This window comes from Rhizobium sp. M10, from assembly GCF_002531955.1.
Lineage (GTDB): Bacteria > Pseudomonadota > Alphaproteobacteria > Rhizobiales > Rhizobiaceae > Rhizobium > Rhizobium etli_C.
Genome location: NZ_NWTA01000002.1, coordinates 409881 through 426858 on the forward strand (window position 1 = coordinate 409881; position 16978 = coordinate 426858).

15 protein-coding genes and 1 pseudogene are annotated in these 16978 nt (G+C 63.5%); 6 read left to right on the forward strand and 10 right to left on the reverse strand.

Annotation, left to right across the window (positions count from 1 at the left end):
• Nucleotides 1–121: 121 nt before the first annotated feature.
• Entirely contained in the window at nucleotides 122–685 is a 564-nt protein-coding gene (locus CO671_RS03730; RefSeq protein ID WP_097605062.1) for an N-acetyltransferase, read from the forward strand.
• A 1-nt stretch (nucleotide 686) separates the two neighbouring features.
• On the opposite strand, the pseudogene CO671_RS34105 reads toward CO671_RS03730, so the two are convergent.
• The 5 genes and pseudogenes from CO671_RS34105 to CO671_RS03755 form a co-directional block, all read right to left on the reverse strand.
• Nucleotides 687–779: pseudogene (locus tag CO671_RS34105) on the reverse strand (GNAT family N-acetyltransferase); the annotation flags it as partial.
• Nucleotides 773–2845, reverse strand: coding sequence for a hypothetical protein (locus tag CO671_RS03740; RefSeq protein ID WP_097604550.1), 2073 nt, complete (start codon nucleotides 2843–2845; stop codon nucleotides 773–775). The pseudogene CO671_RS34105 and the gene CO671_RS03740, both read right to left, overlap by 7 nt.
• 1 nt (nucleotide 2846) lies before the next feature.
• Nucleotides 2847–5663, reverse strand: coding sequence for a DUF4159 domain-containing protein (locus CO671_RS03745; RefSeq protein ID WP_097604553.1), 2817 nt, complete (start codon nucleotides 5661–5663; stop codon nucleotides 2847–2849).
• Nucleotides 5660–6580 carry a DUF58 domain-containing protein gene (locus tag CO671_RS03750; RefSeq protein ID WP_097604556.1) on the reverse strand — a complete coding sequence of 307 codons (921 nt, stop codon included), beginning with the start codon at nucleotides 6578–6580 and terminating at the stop codon, nucleotides 5660–5662. The genes CO671_RS03745 and CO671_RS03750 overlap by 4 nt, the downstream gene beginning before the upstream one ends.
• Nucleotides 6581–6593: 13 nt before the next feature.
• Nucleotides 6594–7604, reverse strand: a complete 1011-nt coding sequence (locus CO671_RS03755) for a MoxR family ATPase (protein ID WP_097604558.1) — start codon at nucleotides 7602–7604, stop codon at nucleotides 6594–6596.
• 158 nt (nucleotides 7605–7762) lie between these two features.
• Here CO671_RS03755 and CO671_RS03760 point away from each other — a divergent pair, with 158 nt between their 5' ends.
• The 3 genes from CO671_RS03760 to CO671_RS03770 are packed head-to-tail and all read left to right on the forward strand — an operon-like array spanning nucleotide 7763 to nucleotide 10307.
• Nucleotides 7763–8386, forward strand: coding sequence for a DUF1285 domain-containing protein (locus CO671_RS03760; RefSeq protein WP_010029293.1), 624 nt, complete (start codon nucleotides 7763–7765; stop codon nucleotides 8384–8386).
• Complete coding sequence (locus CO671_RS03765) at nucleotides 8383–9033, forward strand: CoA pyrophosphatase (protein ID WP_010029294.1); 651 nt, start codon at nucleotides 8383–8385, stop codon at nucleotides 9031–9033. The genes CO671_RS03760 and CO671_RS03765 overlap by 4 nt, the downstream gene beginning before the upstream one ends.
• The gene (locus CO671_RS03770) at nucleotides 9030–10307 is read left to right on the forward strand and encodes a CCA tRNA nucleotidyltransferase (RefSeq protein ID WP_097604561.1); all 1278 of its coding nucleotides are present in this window, start codon (nucleotides 9030–9032) and stop codon (nucleotides 10305–10307) included. Before CO671_RS03765 ends, CO671_RS03770 begins: the two co-directional genes overlap by 4 nt.
• Nucleotides 10308–10378: 71 nt before the next feature.
• Here CO671_RS03770 and CO671_RS03775 read toward each other — a convergent pair whose 3' ends face one another.
• The 3 genes from CO671_RS03775 to hemF form a co-directional block, all read right to left on the reverse strand.
• The gene (locus CO671_RS03775; protein WP_010029983.1) at nucleotides 10379–10564 is read right to left on the reverse strand and encodes a DUF1059 domain-containing protein; all 186 of its coding nucleotides are present in this window, start codon (nucleotides 10562–10564) and stop codon (nucleotides 10379–10381) included.
• A gap of 113 nt (nucleotides 10565–10677) precedes the next feature.
• The gene (locus CO671_RS03780) at nucleotides 10678–10941 is read right to left on the reverse strand and encodes a hypothetical protein (protein WP_097604564.1); all 264 of its coding nucleotides are present in this window, start codon (nucleotides 10939–10941) and stop codon (nucleotides 10678–10680) included.
• 103 nt (nucleotides 10942–11044) lie between these two features.
• Nucleotides 11045–11956 carry an oxygen-dependent coproporphyrinogen oxidase gene (gene hemF, locus CO671_RS03785; protein WP_097604566.1) on the reverse strand — a complete coding sequence of 304 codons (912 nt, stop codon included), beginning with the start codon at nucleotides 11954–11956 and terminating at the stop codon, nucleotides 11045–11047.
• Between the two features lie 176 nt (nucleotides 11957–12132).
• Here hemF and CO671_RS03790 point away from each other — a divergent pair, with 176 nt between their 5' ends.
• Nucleotides 12133–12393 carry a hypothetical protein gene (locus tag CO671_RS03790; RefSeq protein WP_010029910.1) on the forward strand — a complete coding sequence of 87 codons (261 nt, stop codon included), beginning with the start codon at nucleotides 12133–12135 and terminating at the stop codon, nucleotides 12391–12393.
• Nucleotides 12394–12396: 3 nt separating this feature from the next.
• Here the strand turns inward: CO671_RS03790 and CO671_RS03795 are convergent, their stop codons facing one another.
• Complete coding sequence (locus CO671_RS03795; protein ID WP_097604569.1) at nucleotides 12397–14043, reverse strand: Na/Pi cotransporter family protein; 1647 nt, start codon at nucleotides 14041–14043, stop codon at nucleotides 12397–12399.
• A gap of 196 nt (nucleotides 14044–14239) precedes the next feature.
• The gene (locus CO671_RS03800; protein ID WP_097605063.1) at nucleotides 14240–14701 is read right to left on the reverse strand and encodes a tRNA (cytidine(34)-2'-O)-methyltransferase; all 462 of its coding nucleotides are present in this window, start codon (nucleotides 14699–14701) and stop codon (nucleotides 14240–14242) included.
• A gap of 387 nt (nucleotides 14702–15088) precedes the next feature.
• Between CO671_RS03800 and CO671_RS03805 the strand changes: the two genes are divergently transcribed.
• Nucleotides 15089–16945 carry an ABC transporter ATP-binding protein gene (locus CO671_RS03805; protein WP_097604571.1) on the forward strand — a complete coding sequence of 619 codons (1857 nt, stop codon included), beginning with the start codon at nucleotides 15089–15091 and terminating at the stop codon, nucleotides 16943–16945.
• The last annotated feature ends 33 nt before the right edge of the window (nucleotides 16946–16978 follow it).

Below are 16978 nucleotides of genomic sequence, written 5' to 3' on the forward strand. Positions count from 1 at the left end.
GACGTGCGGCGCTGTGGTGTGCATTTTGCGTTGGACGGCGGAAATTTTTCCTGCTATCGGCCTTTTCACGATTTTAGGATCCCTGCGTGATGTTCATTTCCAGAAACCCGCGACGACGCTGATGCTCCCGAACGCCGAAGGCGTGTTCGAGACCCATCAATCTGTCCATCCGGTTTCTGTCATCATGTACAAGCACGATCTCGTCTACCTCACCGAAGACGCGTCCCACGACGCCGCCATCGAACACATCAACGAAGAAGCCTTCGGTCCCGGCCGCTTCACGCGGGCGGCCGCACGCATTCGCGAGCAGGGGCCGCATGATCTTTCGCTTTCCTTCATCTGCGCCGACGACGGCGAGACGATCGCCTCGGTACGCATGACGCCGGTGATGGCCGGCACGGTGAAGGGCCATCTGCTCGGCCCTCTCGCGGTTCGCCCCTCGCACAAAAATATCGGCATCGGCCGGGAGCTGGTGCGGATCGCGGTGGAGGCGGCGCGGCGCAAAGGCTCGGAAGCCGTCATCCTGGTCGGCGATCCGCCCTATTACGGCCCGCTCGGTTTCGAGAAGGTCGCCTATAACGCGCTTACCTTCCCGGGACCGGTCGACCCCGGCCGTGTGCTCGTCGTTCCGATCGCCGAGAATGTGCATGAACGGCTGAAGGGCATAATTGCCTGGCACGGATGACTTATAGTTTTTTCCGGAGGAAGCTGCGCGTGCGGCCTTGCGGAAAATCCTCCAGTTCGCCGAAGACCTCATAACCCAGGCGCAGAATTACCTGCCCTCGCGCCACCACATGGCGCCGAAGGCGAGCAGCAATATGCCGACGCCGGCAAAACCGGCAAAGAGCGGCAGCGTATTGATGCCCTTCAAAACCGTCTCGCTGGTCATGCGGATCATCATGCGGTCATTGTCGGAGACACGGACCTGGCCGCGCACCGGCAGGATCGGCGGCACGGTGATCGCGCCCTTTTCACTGGCGACGCGGGTCACGAGGCCTTTGCTCCTGTCGACGACAGGTTTCAGCACATTTGTCGTCGAGATCATCGCCTTGAATTCCGGCGCGTCGACAGCGCCGATATGGACAAGGGTCGACAGTTTGCCGTTGCGGACTTCGAAGAGGCCGATCTCGTCCATCCGCTTCTCCGCCTTGTAGAGGCCGGGTTCGGATTGGGTGAGCGGCAAGGTTTCGGTCTTGCCGGAGGGGTAGCGCACGGTGGCGTTGCCCGGATTGTCGCCGATCGTCTGGCGCGTGATTTCAAGGGTCCGGCCGGAGGCGCGCGCCGTCAGCGCTTCTTCCTCGAGCGCCGGCTCCTTCATCAGCCAATGGGCGATGCGGCGATAGAGCGAAACGTTCGGACCGCCGCCTTCGAAGCCGCGGGCCCAGAGCCAGCCCTGGTCGGAGAGCAGCATGGCGACGCGGCCCTGGCCGGCGCGGTTCAGCACCAGCAGCGGGTGGTTGTCGGCGCCGAGCATGATCGTCTCGCCCTGCGGCCGCTCGACGTCGACGCTGCGGAACCAGCGCCCCCAATGCGGCGGGTCCTCGCTCGAGCCGTCCAGGCCGCGCGTAACGGGATGCTTGCGGCCCTCCTCGGAGAGGCGGGGGTAGAAGGCCTTCTCGATCATCCGGCCGGTCGGCTCTGCCGGCAGCACGGAGGCGAGCGGCGTCATCGCAATCGATTCCGGGCTTGCATGTTCCGGACCGGCGGCGATCAGCAGCGCTCCGCCGTTCTCCACATATTGGGCGATGTTGTCGTAGTAGAGCATCGGCAGCACATTCGCCCGGTCCTGATAGCGGTCGAAGATGATCAGGTCGAAATCCTTGATCTTGTCGATGAACAGCTCACGTGTCGGGAAAGCGATCAGCGACAGCTCGTTGATCGGCGTGCCATCCTGCTTTTCCGGCGGGCGCAGAATGGTGAAGTGGACGAGATCGACCGAGGCGTCGGATTTCAAGAGGTTCCGCCAGGCGCGTTCGCCGGCATGCGGCTCGCCGGAGACAAGCAGCACGCGCAGATTCTGGCGGATGCCGTCGATGACGTGGACGGCGCGGTTATTGGCCGTGGTGACTTCGCCGGGAAGTGCCGCGACCGAGAATTCGAGCACGTTGCTGCCGCCCCCCGGCACCTTGAAGGAGAAAGGCGTATCCCGGCCGGGTGTCGCCTGCAGGGTGGCGATTTCATCACCGTTGATCTTCACCGTGACGTCGGCTGTGCCGCCGGGACTCGGGCCGTCGTCGAAGACGCGCAGGACGACCTGCTGCTCCTCGTTGACGATGCCGAAGCGCGGCCCCTTGACGACTTCGATGCGGCGATCGAATTCGTTGGCCTTGCCGGTGATGAGGCCATGGATCGGCGCATCGAACCCGAGCGCCTGATTGGCGGCCGGAACATCATGGACTTCGCCGTCGGTCAGCATGATGGCGCCGCCGATGCGCGACGGCGGGACATCGGCGATGTTGGCCGCCATCGCGTCGAACAGGCGCGTCGACGGCACGTCGGAATTGACGTCGCCTTCGACATCGATGAAGCGCGGCTCTATCTGCGGAAAACGGGCGAGCTGGCCCTTCAGGGCCGCCAGCGCATCGTCGGTCATCTTGACCCGGTCGGGCGTCTGCTGGCTCTGGCTCCGGTCGACGAGAACGGGGACGATCGTCGACAGCTGATCCCGGTCCTCCTGCAGCAGCACGGGATTGGCGAGCGCAGTCAGCAGGGCGAGTGCCGCCAGCGTCCTGATCCAGGCGCCGCGGATGCCGCGCCAGATCGCGAAGGCGGCGATGACCGCTCCGACGGCGGCCAGCGCGGCCAGAACCGGCCAAGGCAGAAAAGGTGAAAAGTCAAAGGTCATCTCATTGTCCTAACCGTTCAAGGAGGTCGGGAACATGAACCTGGTCGGTCTTGTAGTTGCCGGTCAGCATATACATCATGATGTTGACGCCGGAACGATAGGCATATTCGCGCTGACCTTCGTCGGAGGGCACGGTCGGCAGAATCGGCACCCCGTTGTCGTCGACCGCCCAGGCGCCGGCGAAATCATTGCCGGTGATCAGGATCGGCGAAACGCCGTCGGCCGTCGCCGCCGATTTTTCCGCCGTTTCACGGCCGCCGCCCTGCCGGGCCTCGATCCAGAGCGGGCTGCCGGCATAACGGCCGGGAAAGCTCGACAGAAGGTAGAAGGATTTCGTCAGCACGTGATCGGATGGCACCGGCTCGAGCGGCGGAATATCGAGATTGGCGAGGATCGCCTGCAGCCTCTGGCCGTTGGCGCTGACATTGCCGCCATTGTCCAAAGCGCTGATCTGGTCGCGCGTATCGAAAAGCACGGTGCCGCCGTTGCGCATATAGGCGTCGATGCGGCTGATCGCCGCCGTCGACGGCATCGGCGCCGTTGCCGAAACCGGCCAGTAGATGATCGGATAGAAGGCGAGTTCGTCCTTGGTGAGGTCGAGGCCAACGGGCGGTGCCGGCTCCAGCGTCGTGCGGAAGGTCAGGAACTGGGTGAGGCCCTCGAGGCCGCGCTCGGATATATTGTCCACCTCCTGTTCGCCGGTGACGACATAGGCGAGGTGGGTGTTGTCGAGCCGCCGCAAGACGAGGTCGTCGCCGGGCTGAGAGTCGTTGGCGTGCAGCGTGCCGGGTTGCAGCAGGAAGCCGGCGCCGAGCGCTATCGCGATCACGCTCATGGTGCGGACAGCGGGGCGCAAGCGCGAGAAGGCGCCGTTCATGAAGAGGACGATCAGGCTGTCGGCCAATAGCAGCAGAAAGGCAGCGAGAAAGAGCGCCGGTTTTGCCGACCAGCTTTCGCCGCCGATCAAGCCTTCGCGCGCAGCTGTCGTCCCTGCCGTGTCGATCGGCTTCAGTTCGGCGTCCTCCGGCAGCACGTTCAAAGCGTTGAAACCATCTTCCGAACCATAAAGCCCGGGCGGATTGTCGAAATTCGCGGTCGGCTCGGTTCCGGCCTTTGACGTGAGCGGCCGCGCCGAACCGGTCTCGGAGACGAGCGTGCCCTTGGCCGTCAGCATGCGGAATGGCGGCAGGGTCTCGGCCACACGCGTATTGCCGCGAACCTCCGACGTCACGCCGCCCGAGCGCGATATCTGGAGGAGATGGCGCAGCATGTCGACAAAGGTGCCCGAAATCGGCAGATCCGACCATGTCGCTTCGGCGGTGACGTGGAACAGCACGATCTGGCCGGATGAGAGCGGCTTCATCGTCACGAGCGGCGTGCCGTCGGCGAGGCTCGCCCAGGTGCGTTCGGCAAGATCGGGGGTGGGTTCGGCAAGCACCTGCCGCTTGACGACGACGTCGGCAGGACGTGCTATGCCCGAGAAAGGCCCGAAATTCGGAAATTCGGCCAGCGACTGCGGTTCGCTCCAGGACAATGTGCCGCCCAGCGCCCGTTCTCCCTGCCGCAGGATGACGGGGATGAGAGGGTCGTCTGCCGGCGCTGCCGCCATGCGCGGGCCGGCGAAGCGCAAGAGCATACCGCCATTCGATATCCAGCGCGTCAGAGGTTCGTAGGTGTCCTCCGGCAGCCGGCCGATATCGGCCATGATGATGATGGAGGGATTGCTGGCGAGAAGTTTCGGTATGGCGACCGAAAGATCGGAATCGCCGGGCTGGATCAGATCCGCATAGGGCTGCAGCGCCCGCTGGATATAATAAAGCGGTGACAGCAGCGGCTGGAACTCATCCCCGCCGGCTCCCGACAGCAGGACGACGCGGCGACGCTTGAATGCGTCGTCGAGAAGATGGACCGCGCCTGCTGTCGCGCCGTTGTCGACGCTGATGCGGGCGAAATCGTTGCGCATCTCGAAAGGAGCGGTGATCGAACTGGTCGCGACGCTTTGCCCGGGGCGGAAGTCCGCCCTGCCGTTGGCGATCGAGCGGCCCTGGCTGTCGACGGCGTTCAGCGCCACGGATGCGGCATGCGAAGCGTTGAGGCGCGTGACCTTGACGGTCATGGCATCAGCCGCGTTGTTGGCCGCGGTGATCGCAATCGTCCGTGCGGCCTCACCCTCGATCAGGCGCAGATCAGCGGGCTGGAGTTCGGCCAGCTGACGTACCGTGGCGTCGTCGGCCTTGGCGGCGGCGCCGTCGGTCAGAAAGGCGAGGGTGCCGGGCTTGATGCCGTTCAGGGCGGAGCGCAGCGCCTGGAAGGCGCGCTCTCGGTCCGGCACCAGCGGCCGCGGTTCGACGGCGCGCAGTTTGTCGCGGGCGGCCGCGGCGGTGCCGGGCACGGCGTCGTTGGTCGGCTCGGCGGTAAAGGCGATCGACACGGGCATGCCGGCGGATTCGGCATCGTCTATCAGCGCGTCGGCGGTCTGGATGCGGCGCTCCCAGTCAGGTGCGGCAGCCCAGCTGTTGTCGACGAAGAGGACGAGCGGGCCGCCCGATGCGAGCGAACTGGTGCGCGGATTGAAGACCGGATCGGCGATCGCGAAGATGATGGTGGCAGCGAGCAGCATGCGCAGCAGCGTCAGCCACCAGGGGCTCTGGGCCGGCGTCTCTTCGCGCTTCAGCACCGATGCGAGGATCTTCAGCGGCGGAAAGATCTCGCTCTTCGGGCGTGGCGGCATCAGTCGCAGCAGCCACCAGATCACCGGCAGGGCGATGAGGGCGCCGAGAATGGCGGGATAGGCGAAAGCGAAGGGAAGGGCGTTCACAGCTGCCCTCCATGCGTCGCCTTGGCCGGCATGCCGGACAGATACATGTGCACCGCGACCAGCGCTTCGGAGGCGAGATGATCGGTGCGGTGGGTCGTGAAGGTCCAGCCGAGATGGCGCAGCGACTGGCCGAGGCTCTCCCTGCGGGCGAGGTAGGCGTTGCGATAGACCTCGCGGATATGTTCGGCGCGACCGGAGATCAGCTTGGCGCCGGTCTCGGGATCGGTGAATTCGGTGCGGCCGCTATAAGGGAAGATTTCCTCGGCGGGGTCTGATATCTCGACCACGTGGCCGCGCAGGCCGCGGCGGGCAAGCGGGCCGAGCCGCTCCATGATCGCCGGCGCGTCGTCGAGGAAATCGCCGATGAGGACGAGGTCGCTCCAGCCGCGGATCATCCCCGTTTCCGGCAGGCCGCCGGTCAGCGGCGCGTGCATGAGCGCGGAGGCGAGGCGTTCTGCGGCAGTGCGGGTTGAGGCGGGTTCCATGATGCCGGGGCAGCCGATGCGTTCGCCGGAGCGGGAGAGGATTTCGGCCAGCGCCAGCATGACGACCAGCGCCCGGCTTTCCTTGGAGGCGCTGCCATAGCTCGACTTGTACATCATCGAAGGCGACATGTCGCACCAGAGCCAGATCGTATGCGCTGCCTCCCATTCGCGCTCGCGCACATAGGTATGGTCGTCGCGCGCGGAACGGCGCCAGTCGATGCGCGACAGGCTCTCACCCTCGGCATAGGGACGGAACTGCCAGAAATTCTCGCCGATGCCGCGCTTGCGGCGGCCATGCCAGCCGGCGATGACAGTGTTGGCGATGCGCTTGGCTTCCACCAGGCAGTCCGGCATCAGGGCGGCCCGCTGCCTGGCGCGGGAAAGGGCATCGCTGCCTGACGTCGGGTTGACGATCTGTCCGATAGATGCCACGCGTCCGGCTTCCTTATCCCTTTGCCTGCTTCACCAGTCCGGCGATGACGTCGCGCACGGACATGCCTTCGGCGCGGGCGGCGAACGTCAGCGCCATGCGGTGCTGGAGAATGGGTTCGGCAAGCGCGTAGACATCGTCGAGAGATGGGGCGAGACGGCCTTGGTAGAGCGCACGGGCGCGCGCGCAGAGCATCATCGCCTGCCCGGCGCGAGGGCCTGGGCCCCAGGCGACGTTCTTGTCGGTCGAAGCATTGCCCTGTCCGGGGCGGGCGGAGCGTACCAGCGCAAGGATGGCGTCGACGACCGTCTCGCTCACCGGCATCTGGCGCACCAGGGTCTGGATTTCGATCAGCCGCTGCGCATCGATGATCGCCTCCGGCCGGGTTTCGCCGAGGCCCGTCGTCTCGAGCAGGATCTGGCGCTCGGCGGCGAGTTCGGGATAGTTGACGTCGACCTGCAGCAGGAAACGGTCGAGCTGGGCTTCGGGCAGGGGATAGGTGCCTTCTTGCTCCAGCGGGTTCTGGGTGGCGAGCACATGGAAGGGCGCCGGCAGGTCATAGCGCTGGCCGGCAATCGTGATATGATATTCCTGCATCGCTTGCAGGAGCGCCGACTGGGTACGCGGCGAGGCGCGGTTGATCTCGTCGGCCATCAAGAGCTGGGCGAAGACCGGGCCCTTGACGAAACGGAAGGAGCGGCGGCCGCTGTCGTCCTGGTCCATGACTTCGGAGCCGAGAATATCGGAAGGCATCAGGTCGGGGGTGAACTGGATGCGGTTGGCGGCAAGGCCGAGCACTTCGCCGAGCGTCGTCACCAGCCTGGTCTTGGCAAGGCCGGGAACGCCGACGAGTAGGGCATGACCGCCGGAGAGCACGGCGAGAATGGTGTTCTCGACGACGCTTTCCTGACCGAAGATCACCTTCGAGACTTCTATGCGGATGGCGGCGATATCGGAGAGCGCCTTCTCGGCGGCGGCGACGATCGCCTTTTCATCGAGGCTGGCTTCGGTCTTCATCATACCCATGGGCATCTCCAACGGCTGAAATCATTCGGCAGCGAATCGGCGGACTTATACATCTGCCTCATACTCGATAGAGTTATGGAGATGCGACGGGCTGACAAGTTCGTTGCGAATGACTATCTCGTGACTTCACTTTGTTAAGGACAAACCGGGACGGAAGAATGGCAACCGAGGAAATCAGCGGACAGGCGGATGCGGCGGGACTTGCCGCGCTGATTTCGCGCGCGTCCGAGGAAAGCAGCGGTAAAAAACGTGGACTTCCGCCGGTCGAGCGGTGGAATCCGCCTTTCTGCGGCGATATCGACATGGAGATCAGGGCCGACGGCACCTGGTTCTACATGGGCACGCCGATCGGCCGGCCGGCCCTGGTGCGGCTGTTTTCGACGGTTTTGCGCAAGGATGAGGATGAGAAGACCTATCTCGTAACTCCTGTGGAAAAGGTCGGGATCAGGGTCGCGGACGCTCCGTTCATCGCCGTGGAGGTGAGCGTGACGGGCGGCAAAGGTCAACAGGTGCTGACATTTCGCACCAATGTCGGCGATGTCGTGGAGGCGGGAGGAGAGCATCGGCTGCGCTTTGCCATTGCGGGCGGCAATGCCGAACTGAAACCCTATCTGCATGTGCGCGGGCGGCTGGAGGCGCTGGTGTCGCGTGCGGTGATGTATGAACTGGTCGCACTCGGCGAGATCCTCGATGTGGAGGGGCGGGCGATGTTTGCGATCCGCTCCGCCGGCGAGGTCTTCCCGGTCATGCCGGCCGACGAACTGGATGCGCTTTCCCGATGAATGATGCGATCACCCAACGTTATCCGCTGTTCTCAGCAGCTGAATTCCGCCGCCGTGCGCTCAATCAGAATGGTGGTCCGGTCGACCATGCCTGGCGCGATCACGGCGACCATGTCCTCAACCCCGACATCGTCGCCGAGGTCGAGACCTTCAAGCTGCGCGATGCCGCCGTGCTCGTGCCCGTCGTCGACGGCGGCGAGGAGGCGCAGGTGATCTTCACCAAGCGCACGGCGACGCTGCGCAAACATTCCGGACAGATCGCCTTTCCCGGCGGCTCGATCGATCCCGCCGATATCTCGCCCGAAATGGCGGCGGTGCGCGAGACGGAAGAGGAGATCGGCCTTGCCGGCTCCTTCGTCGAGACCGTCGGGCGACTGCCGAACTATTTCGCCTCGACGGGCTTCCGCATCACGCCGGTGCTCGGCGTCGTGACGCCGGGCTTCGATTTGACGCTGAACCCGGCGGAGGTAGACGATGTGTTCGAAGTGCCGCTTTCCTTCCTGATGAACCCGGCCAATCACAGCCGCGACAAGCGGGTCATCGACGGCATCGACCGGCATTTCTACCGCATGCCCTATGAAACCAGGATGATCTGGGGCATTACCGCGGGCATCGTCCGCACCCTTTACGAAAGGCTTTATGCATGACCGGCATTGCCGACCAAGCATGGTTTCGCGACCCGGCGCTCGTCCGGATCCTCGCACTTCTGAATGCCGATCATGGGGGCAATGGTGGGGCCGAGGGCGGGGAAGCGCGGGTGGTCGGCGGCGCTGTGCGCAACAGCCTGATGGGCCTGCCGGTCAGCGATATCGACATTGCCACGACGCTGAGACCGGAGGCGGTGATGGAGCGGGCGGCGGCGGCTGGCATCAAGGCGGTGCCGACGGGCCTGCAACATGGCACGGTGACGCTCGTCATCGACGGCAAGCCATTCGAGGTGACGACGCTGCGCACCGACGTCGAGACCGATGGGCGCCGCGCCAAGGTCGCCTTCAGCACCGACTGGAAGGCAGATGCCGAGCGGCGGGACCTGACGATCAATGCGCTCTATGCGGATGCGGAGGGCGAGGTGGTCGATCTCGTCGGCGGGCTGGCAGACATCGAGACGCGCAACATCCGCTTCATCGGCGACGCGGCAACGCGTATTGCCGAGGACCATCTGCGGATCCTGCGGTTCTTCCGTTTCTTTGCCTATTACGGTTCGGGGCGCCCGGATGCCGAAGGGCTGAAGGCCTGTGCGGCGGCGCGTTCGAAGCTGAAGACGCTGTCGGCCGAACGCGTCTGGTCGGAGCTCAGAAAACTGCTTGGCGCCGACGATCCCGGCCGGGCGCTGCTCTGGATGCGGCAGGTGGCGGTGCTGACGGAGATCCTGCCGGAATCGGAACGATGGGGGATCGATGCGATCCCTTCGCTGGTCGCCACCGAAAAGGCGCTCGGCTGGGCGCCCGACCCACTGCTGCGGCTTGCGGCGATCGTGCCGCCCGATGCGGCGCGGCTGGAAGCGCTTGCGGCTCGGCTGAAGCTCTCGAATGCGGAAGCTGCGACTCTCAAGGCCTGGGCGATAACGGCACCGGTCAACGACGAATTGACGTCAGCCGCCTTCGAAAGGCTGCTTTACCGCAATGGCGCGGACGGCATCACGACGCGCCTGAAGCTGGCGCTCGGCGTCGCACGGGGGAAGGCCGAGAGCGATCTCGACGAAATGGCGCGCTCGGCGCGGCTCGGCAAGCTCCTGGATCAGGCCATGACGTGGAAGAAGCCGCAGTTTCCCGTGAATGGCGCAGACGTGATCGCAGCCGGCACCCCATCCGGCCCGCGTGTCGGCGAACTGCTTGCGGTGCTGGAAAACCAGTGGGTGGAGGAGAACTTCGCTTCCGACAGAGCAGCGTTGCTCGCCCGGCTGCAGCAACTTGTGCAATAGGTATACCGCGTCGCGTCCGGGGGACGCGGCGCAACTATCGTGGTTGGTACCAGGACTTGGCCACCGGCCCGTCAGGCGGCGGTCGCCTCGTCGCGGATGCGGGCCTTGATGTTGTCAACCATGTTTTCGCGTATGGTGGTTTCGCCGTGAGCGGTCTTCAGGTGCTCGACGGCGCGACGGACCACTTCCGCGTCATTATCCGCCCGGGTATGCCAGGCGCAGCCGGGAACAAGCGTGCCGCATTCGAAAAGTCGCATGATCTTCTCCTCTGTCTGAAACACAACGGCCATCGCGTTTGCACGCGATTGATGAAATGTGCGTGGGAAGGGAAGGTTCCGGCCGGCATAGGGTGACGACCGGAGAAGGTCTTTCAGTCGGGCATGGCCCAGGCTTTGTAGGTATCCGAGAGATGGCTGGGCGTGTTGCTGTTGGCGGCGTCGTTCTGCAGCTCTTCCGGCGACTTTCCGCCGGCCAGCTGTAGCTTGACCTGCTCGATGAAGCAGGACAACGGCAGATCCGAGCCGCTCTTGGCCCGCAGTTTCTCGGCGATGCGTATCAGGAACTCGGGCGTGTCGACTGCACGGAATGTTTCCTGGACATCCGTGGACGCAGGCGAGCCGCTTTGTGTCGTCATGACAATCCTCCTCCGATTGTTACGCACGTACATATAAAGTTAGGACTCACTGTATTTTTATGAAGGACCCTCGGCTCGAATTTATCGATGAGATCTCACAGTCTCACGGCCAGCGTACGACGGGCGGCAGCGAGGAGAGAATGGATTCGACGTTGCCGCCGGTTTTCAGGCCGAAGATCGTGCCGCGATCATACAGCAGATTGAATTCCACGTATCGGCCGCGGCGGATCAATTGTTCGTCACGATCTGCTTCCGTCCACAGCTTGTTGAAGTTGGAACGGACGATCTTCGGATAGACCATGGCGAAGGCCCGGCCGACATCGCGGGTGAAGGCGAAATCGGCGTCCCAGCCGCCGGACTCCTCGCTCGAATGCAGCCAGTCGTAGAAGATGCCGCCGATGCCGCGCGGCTCGTTGCGATGCTTCAGAAAGAAATAGTCGTCGCACCAGGCCTTGTAGGCATCGTAGTCGGCAACGGCATGATTGCGGCAGGCGATCTCCATGGCCTTGTGGAACAGCTGGCTGTCCTCGTCTTCCTGGGTGCGGCGGCGCGACAGCACCGGCGTCAGATCGGCGCCGCCGCCGAACCAGCGGCTGGTGGTGACCACCATGCGGGTGTTCATATGCACCGCCGGAACGTTGGGATTGACGGGATGGGCGATCAGCGAGATGCCGGAGGCCCAGAAGCGCGGATCGTCCTTGGCGCCGGGTATCTGTGCCCGGAATTCCGGCGAGAATTCGCCGTAGACCGTGGAGGTATGCACGCCGACCTTCTCGAAGACGCGGCCTTCCATCATCGACATCCGGCCACCGCCGCCGGCGCCGTTTTCGCGCGACCAATCCTTGGCGACGAAGCGGCCGGGCTCCTGATCGGAGAGCGGGCCTTCCAACGCGTCTTCAAGCGCCTCGAAGGAGGCACAGATGGTATCGCGCAGCCCTTCGAACCACTTGCGGGCGGCCTCCTTCTTCTCCTCGATATCGTCAGGCAAGCCGATCGGCAGTTCGGGTCTTTCCATTTACGCCTCCAGCGGTCGGCCTCCGCTAGGGAAACGACTCGCTCATTCTTGATTGCGCCTCCGGTTTAGCAGGTGGCGCCGCATCTCGCCAAGCCGGCCGGCGCGGAGATGGGCGGCCAAGATTCGACTCGCAAATCAAGTATTTCGATACTACCTTTTCCGAAGAGGTAGGTTTGATGGCAAAAATTCCAGGACCTCCGTCCTTCGACGGTCTGAAGCGCAGAATGGCGAAACACCGGGCGGAAAATCCGACCGCCAAGAGAGACCATTTCGTGCGTCAGACATATTGCCTCGGCTTGATCGACGCGCGCGCCAAGGCGCGCGAATGGTTCGACGAATATCCGAAAGCGGCCTACTGGACCGAGGTGGAGAGCTGGCGCCAGCTCGATGGCGACCGGATCGAATTCACCATGCGCCGCCTGCCTTCGGCCGATTGACCCTCACTCCGCCGCCGGCCGCACGCGGCTTTCGATCAGCAATCCGCTTTCATCCATGATCGGATGCGCCACCGAGACGATATGGGCGTTGATCCGCTTCAGATCGCGCAGCATGTCGAGATGCAGCGAGCTCGTCTGCAGACTGTCGGCGCGACCGTCGCGCAGGCGTTCGAGATGATGTTCAGCCGACTGCTTTTCCATCCGGCGCACCTCGACCTTCGTCTCCATCATCCGACGCGCGAGATTGAAATCGCGGGTGACGAAGATGGTCTGGGCGACACGCAGATTGTCGATCGTCAGGTCGAACAGCTTCGTTAATTCCTGATGGCCGTCCTCGGAAAATTTCAGGCCGAGCGAAATCTTCTTCGCCACCTGTTCCGCCAGGCCCTTCTCGATGATGTCGCCCATATGTTCGAGATTGATCGCATAATCGATGACGACGATCGAGCGCCGGGCGTTTTCGTCGCTGAGGCCTTCGCGGCCGAGCTTGGAGAGATAAACCTTTACCGCCTGCTGAAGCCGGTCGACGCGCTCCTCGAGGGCGTCGATTTCGGCGAGCTTTGAGGCATCGTTGTGCTCCAGGGCTTCCGACACTCGGATGAGCATGCGCTCGATCAGGTCGCCGATCCCCAGCACCTCACGGGTGGCGCTGGCAAGGGCGATGATGGGCGTCGAAAGTTCCTGCGCGTCCAGATATTTCGGGGCGCCATCGGGTTCCGGCTGATCCGGCACCAGCCGGGCCATCAGGGTGGCGAGCGGCCGGGAGAAAGGCCAGGCCAGCGCGGCCAGCAGAAGATTGAAGGCCAGATGTGCGTCGACCGGCAGCTTGGCCGGGCCGAAGGGCAACATCTGGATGAGGTCGGCGCCATAGCCGGCCAGTGGCAAGGCGATCAGGCAGCCGAGTGTCCGGACGGTCAGATTGCCAATTGTCACACGCCGCGCTGAAGCCGGGCCGCCCAATGTCGCTACGACAGGCGGGATTGCGCCGCCGAGATTGGCGCCGAGCACCAGCACGATGACGAGTTCGGCAGAGATAAGCCCGGCCGAGGCGAGCGACAGGATGAGTACCACGACGGCCAGGCTTGACGAGGAAAGGAAGGCAAGGGCGGCCGAAAACAGCAGCGCTACGGGCAGGGCGCCGTTCAGCAGGCCGATGAATGCGGCAAGGGCGGGTGAGGTCCGCATCGGTTCCGTTGCAAGGCCGAGGAGATGCAGGGACAGCAGCATCAGCCCAATGCCAATCAGCGCTGCGCCACCGCCCTGACGGGCGCTGGAGCGGCCGCGGTAGAGCGCAATGCCGGTCAGGATTAGAAGCGGGGAGAGCCATTCAATCCCCGTGGCGACGATCCAGGCAGTGATGGCGGTGCCGACATTGGCGCCGAGCAGGACGATCTGCGCCATGCGCGGCCTGATCAGATCACGCTCGACGAAGGAGGCGGTCATCAACGCCGTTGCCGTGGAGCTCTGCAGAGCGACGGTCGCGACCAGGCCTGACACGAAGGACCGAAAGCCGCCGCGCGTGCCGGTCGCAAGTCCCGTTCTGAGCCGGGCGCCGAAGGCCCTGGATACGCCGTCCTTGACCTGCGCGAGGCCGAACAGCAGCAAAGCGACGGCGCCGAACAGGTTGATCATGATGACCGTGGAATCCATTTTCTTGTTTTTATTCTTCCTTCATCTGTTGGCGAGACCCAGGCCCGAGTGATGCCTCTCCAAGCTATTGAAATCGCAGCCGTCATGCGACATTTTTGATTGCCCGGCTAATAAATATAGGCCAATCTGGCGGATTGGCAATGTCAATTTCCGACACATTCCGGGGCTTCGGCCATTCCGCGAAGGCCGCTGTCGCTCAAGCCCAGACGGTCTGGCGCATCGCTTCGCCGACGATCATCGCGGCCGAGACGGCGACGTTGATCGAGCGCTGGCCTTCGACCATCGGGATCAGGATACGGGCATCGGCCCTTTCATGCACATGGTCCGGGACGCCGGCGCTTTCCCGGCCGAGAAGCAGAATATCGTCTGAACGGAAGGTGAAGTCGGTGTAGCGATCCGCCGCCTTGGTTGAAGCGAGGATCAGGCGGCGGCCGGTCGTGGCGCGCCACGCTTCGAAGCGATCCCAACTGACATGGCGGGTCAGCGCGGCGGCGGCGATATAATCCATTCCCGATCTTTTCAGGTTGCGATCGGAAACGTCGAAGCCGGCGGGTTCTATCAGATCGACCGCGAAGCCGAGGCAGGCGGCAAGACGCAGGATCGTGCCGGTATTGCCGGGAATATCCGGCTGGTAGAGTGCCAGTCTGAGGTCGGTCATCATGCGCCGTTTGTTTCGTCGGGATGCGAGACACCTAAAGCAACCGGCATTTTGCCGCAACAGGGCGCATTTTGGCCCGGAAACGTTCAATTTACGCCATTATGGGGCTGGAAATTTCGCGATTTTCGCGTTATCCATGCACCGTCTTCAATCGCCAGCAGGGAGGGCCGACATGAATATTTTGCTCATTATGCGCTTTCCCGCCGTGATGCCGATCAAGGCGACATGGCGCCGTTAGCGCGTATTTCTTCCTGAAATCCCCCTTTTGATCCATTGTGCGGCTGTTTCAGCCTCGCCCCTTGAACGTTCGGTTCCCATATGTGCTTGCAGTGCGCTCAGGTGGCGCGAAGCCGGGAGCCGAGACGCTGATTGTTTCGGAGCAATTTCATGTTTGGCTGGTTCGAACAGCGACTCAATCCCTTTCCGAGCGAGGAGCCTGTCGCTCCGCCCAAAGGCCTTTTTGCCTTTTGCTGGCATTACAGCAAGCCGGCAGCACCTTGGCTCGGCCTGATGGCGTTGCTGACGGCGTCGATCGCTGTCGGCGAAGTGGCGCTCTTCCAGTTTCTCGGCGACATCGTCGACTGGCTGACCAATGCCGACCGCGCCACCTTCCTGCAGGCGGAGGGCCACAAGCTGTTCTGGATGGCGGTGCTGGTGCTGGTCGGCTTGCCGCTGGCGGCCGGCCTCGATTCCCTCATCATGCACCAGATGCTGCTCGGCAATTATCCGATGAGCGCCCGCTGGCAGATGCACCGCTTCCTGCTGCGCCACAGCATGATGTTCTTCGCCAACGAGTTTGCCGGGCGCGTCGCGACAAAGGTGATGCAGACCTCGCTTGCCGTGCGCGAAACGGTGATGAAGATTCTCGACGTCTTCGTCTACGTCGTCAGCTATTTCCTGACGATGATCATCGTGATTGCGGCCGCCGACTGGCGGCTGATGATCCCGATCCTCGTCTGGCTCGCCGTCTATGTCAGCATCGTCTCTTATTTCGTGCCGCAGCTTCGCAAGATAGCGGCGCAACAGGCGGATGCACGCTCGATGATGACGGGACGCGTGGTCGACAGCTACACGAACATCGCCACCGTCAAGCTGTTTTCGCATGCGGGCCGTGAGGAGGTCTATGCCAAGGAGGGCATGGACGAGTTCCTGCAGACCGTGCACAGGCAGATGCGCAAGGTGACGCTGTTCCACATCAGCGTCTACCTGAACAACTGCGTCGCGCTCTTCGTCGTCTCCAGCCTGTCGATCTGGTTCTGGCTGAACGGGGCGATCTCGGTCGGCGCGATCGCCATCGCCATCGGTCTTGCCATGCGCGTCAACGGCATGTCGCAATGGATCATGTGGGAAGTTTCGGCGCTGTTCGAGAATATCGGCACGGTCTATGACGGCATGGAGATGATGAGCAAACAACACGACATCGTCGACAAGCCGGGCGCGCCTTCGATGACGGCGAAGAAGGGGGCGATCCACTACGAGCGCATCCGCTTCCATTACGGCAAGAGCAAGGGCGTCATCGACAACCTGTCGCTCGACATCAAGGCGGGCGAGAAGGTCGGTCTCGTCGGGCGCTCCGGCGCCGGCAAGACGACGCTGATGAACCTGCTGTTGCGCTTCTACGATCTGGAGGGCGGTCGCATCACTATCGACGGCCAGGATATATCAGGCGTCTCGCAGGAAAGCCTGCGCTCGCTGATCGGGGTGGTGACGCAGGATACCTCGCTGCTGCATCGCTCGATCCGCGACAACATCGCCTATGGCCGGCCGGAGGCGACGGACTCCGAAGTGATCGAGGCTGCCAAACGCGCCAATGCCTGGGAGTTCATCGAAGGGCTTGTCGACATGCAGGGGCGCCAGGGGCTCGACGCGCAGGTCGGCGAACGCGGTGTCAAATTGTCCGGCGGCCAGCGGCAGCGCATCGCGATCGCCCGGGTCTTCCTGAAGGACGCGCCGATCCTGGTGCTCGACGAGGCGACCTCGGCGCTCGATTCGGAAGTCGAGGCGGCGATCCAGGAAAACCTCTTCGCTCTGATGGAGGGCAAGACGGTGATCGCGATCGCTCACCGGCTGTCGACGCTGACGGAAATGGACCGGCTGATCGTGCTCGACAAGGGCCGGATCATCGAGGCCGGCTCGCATGCCGAACTGATCGAGAGCGGCGGCGTCTACGCCGACCTCTGGAACCGCCAGTCCGGCGGCTTCCTCTCCGATCACACCGAGGAAGCGGAAGAGGCGGCGGAATAACGATCGGCCCTTCCCGCAAAAGCGGGGAGGGCT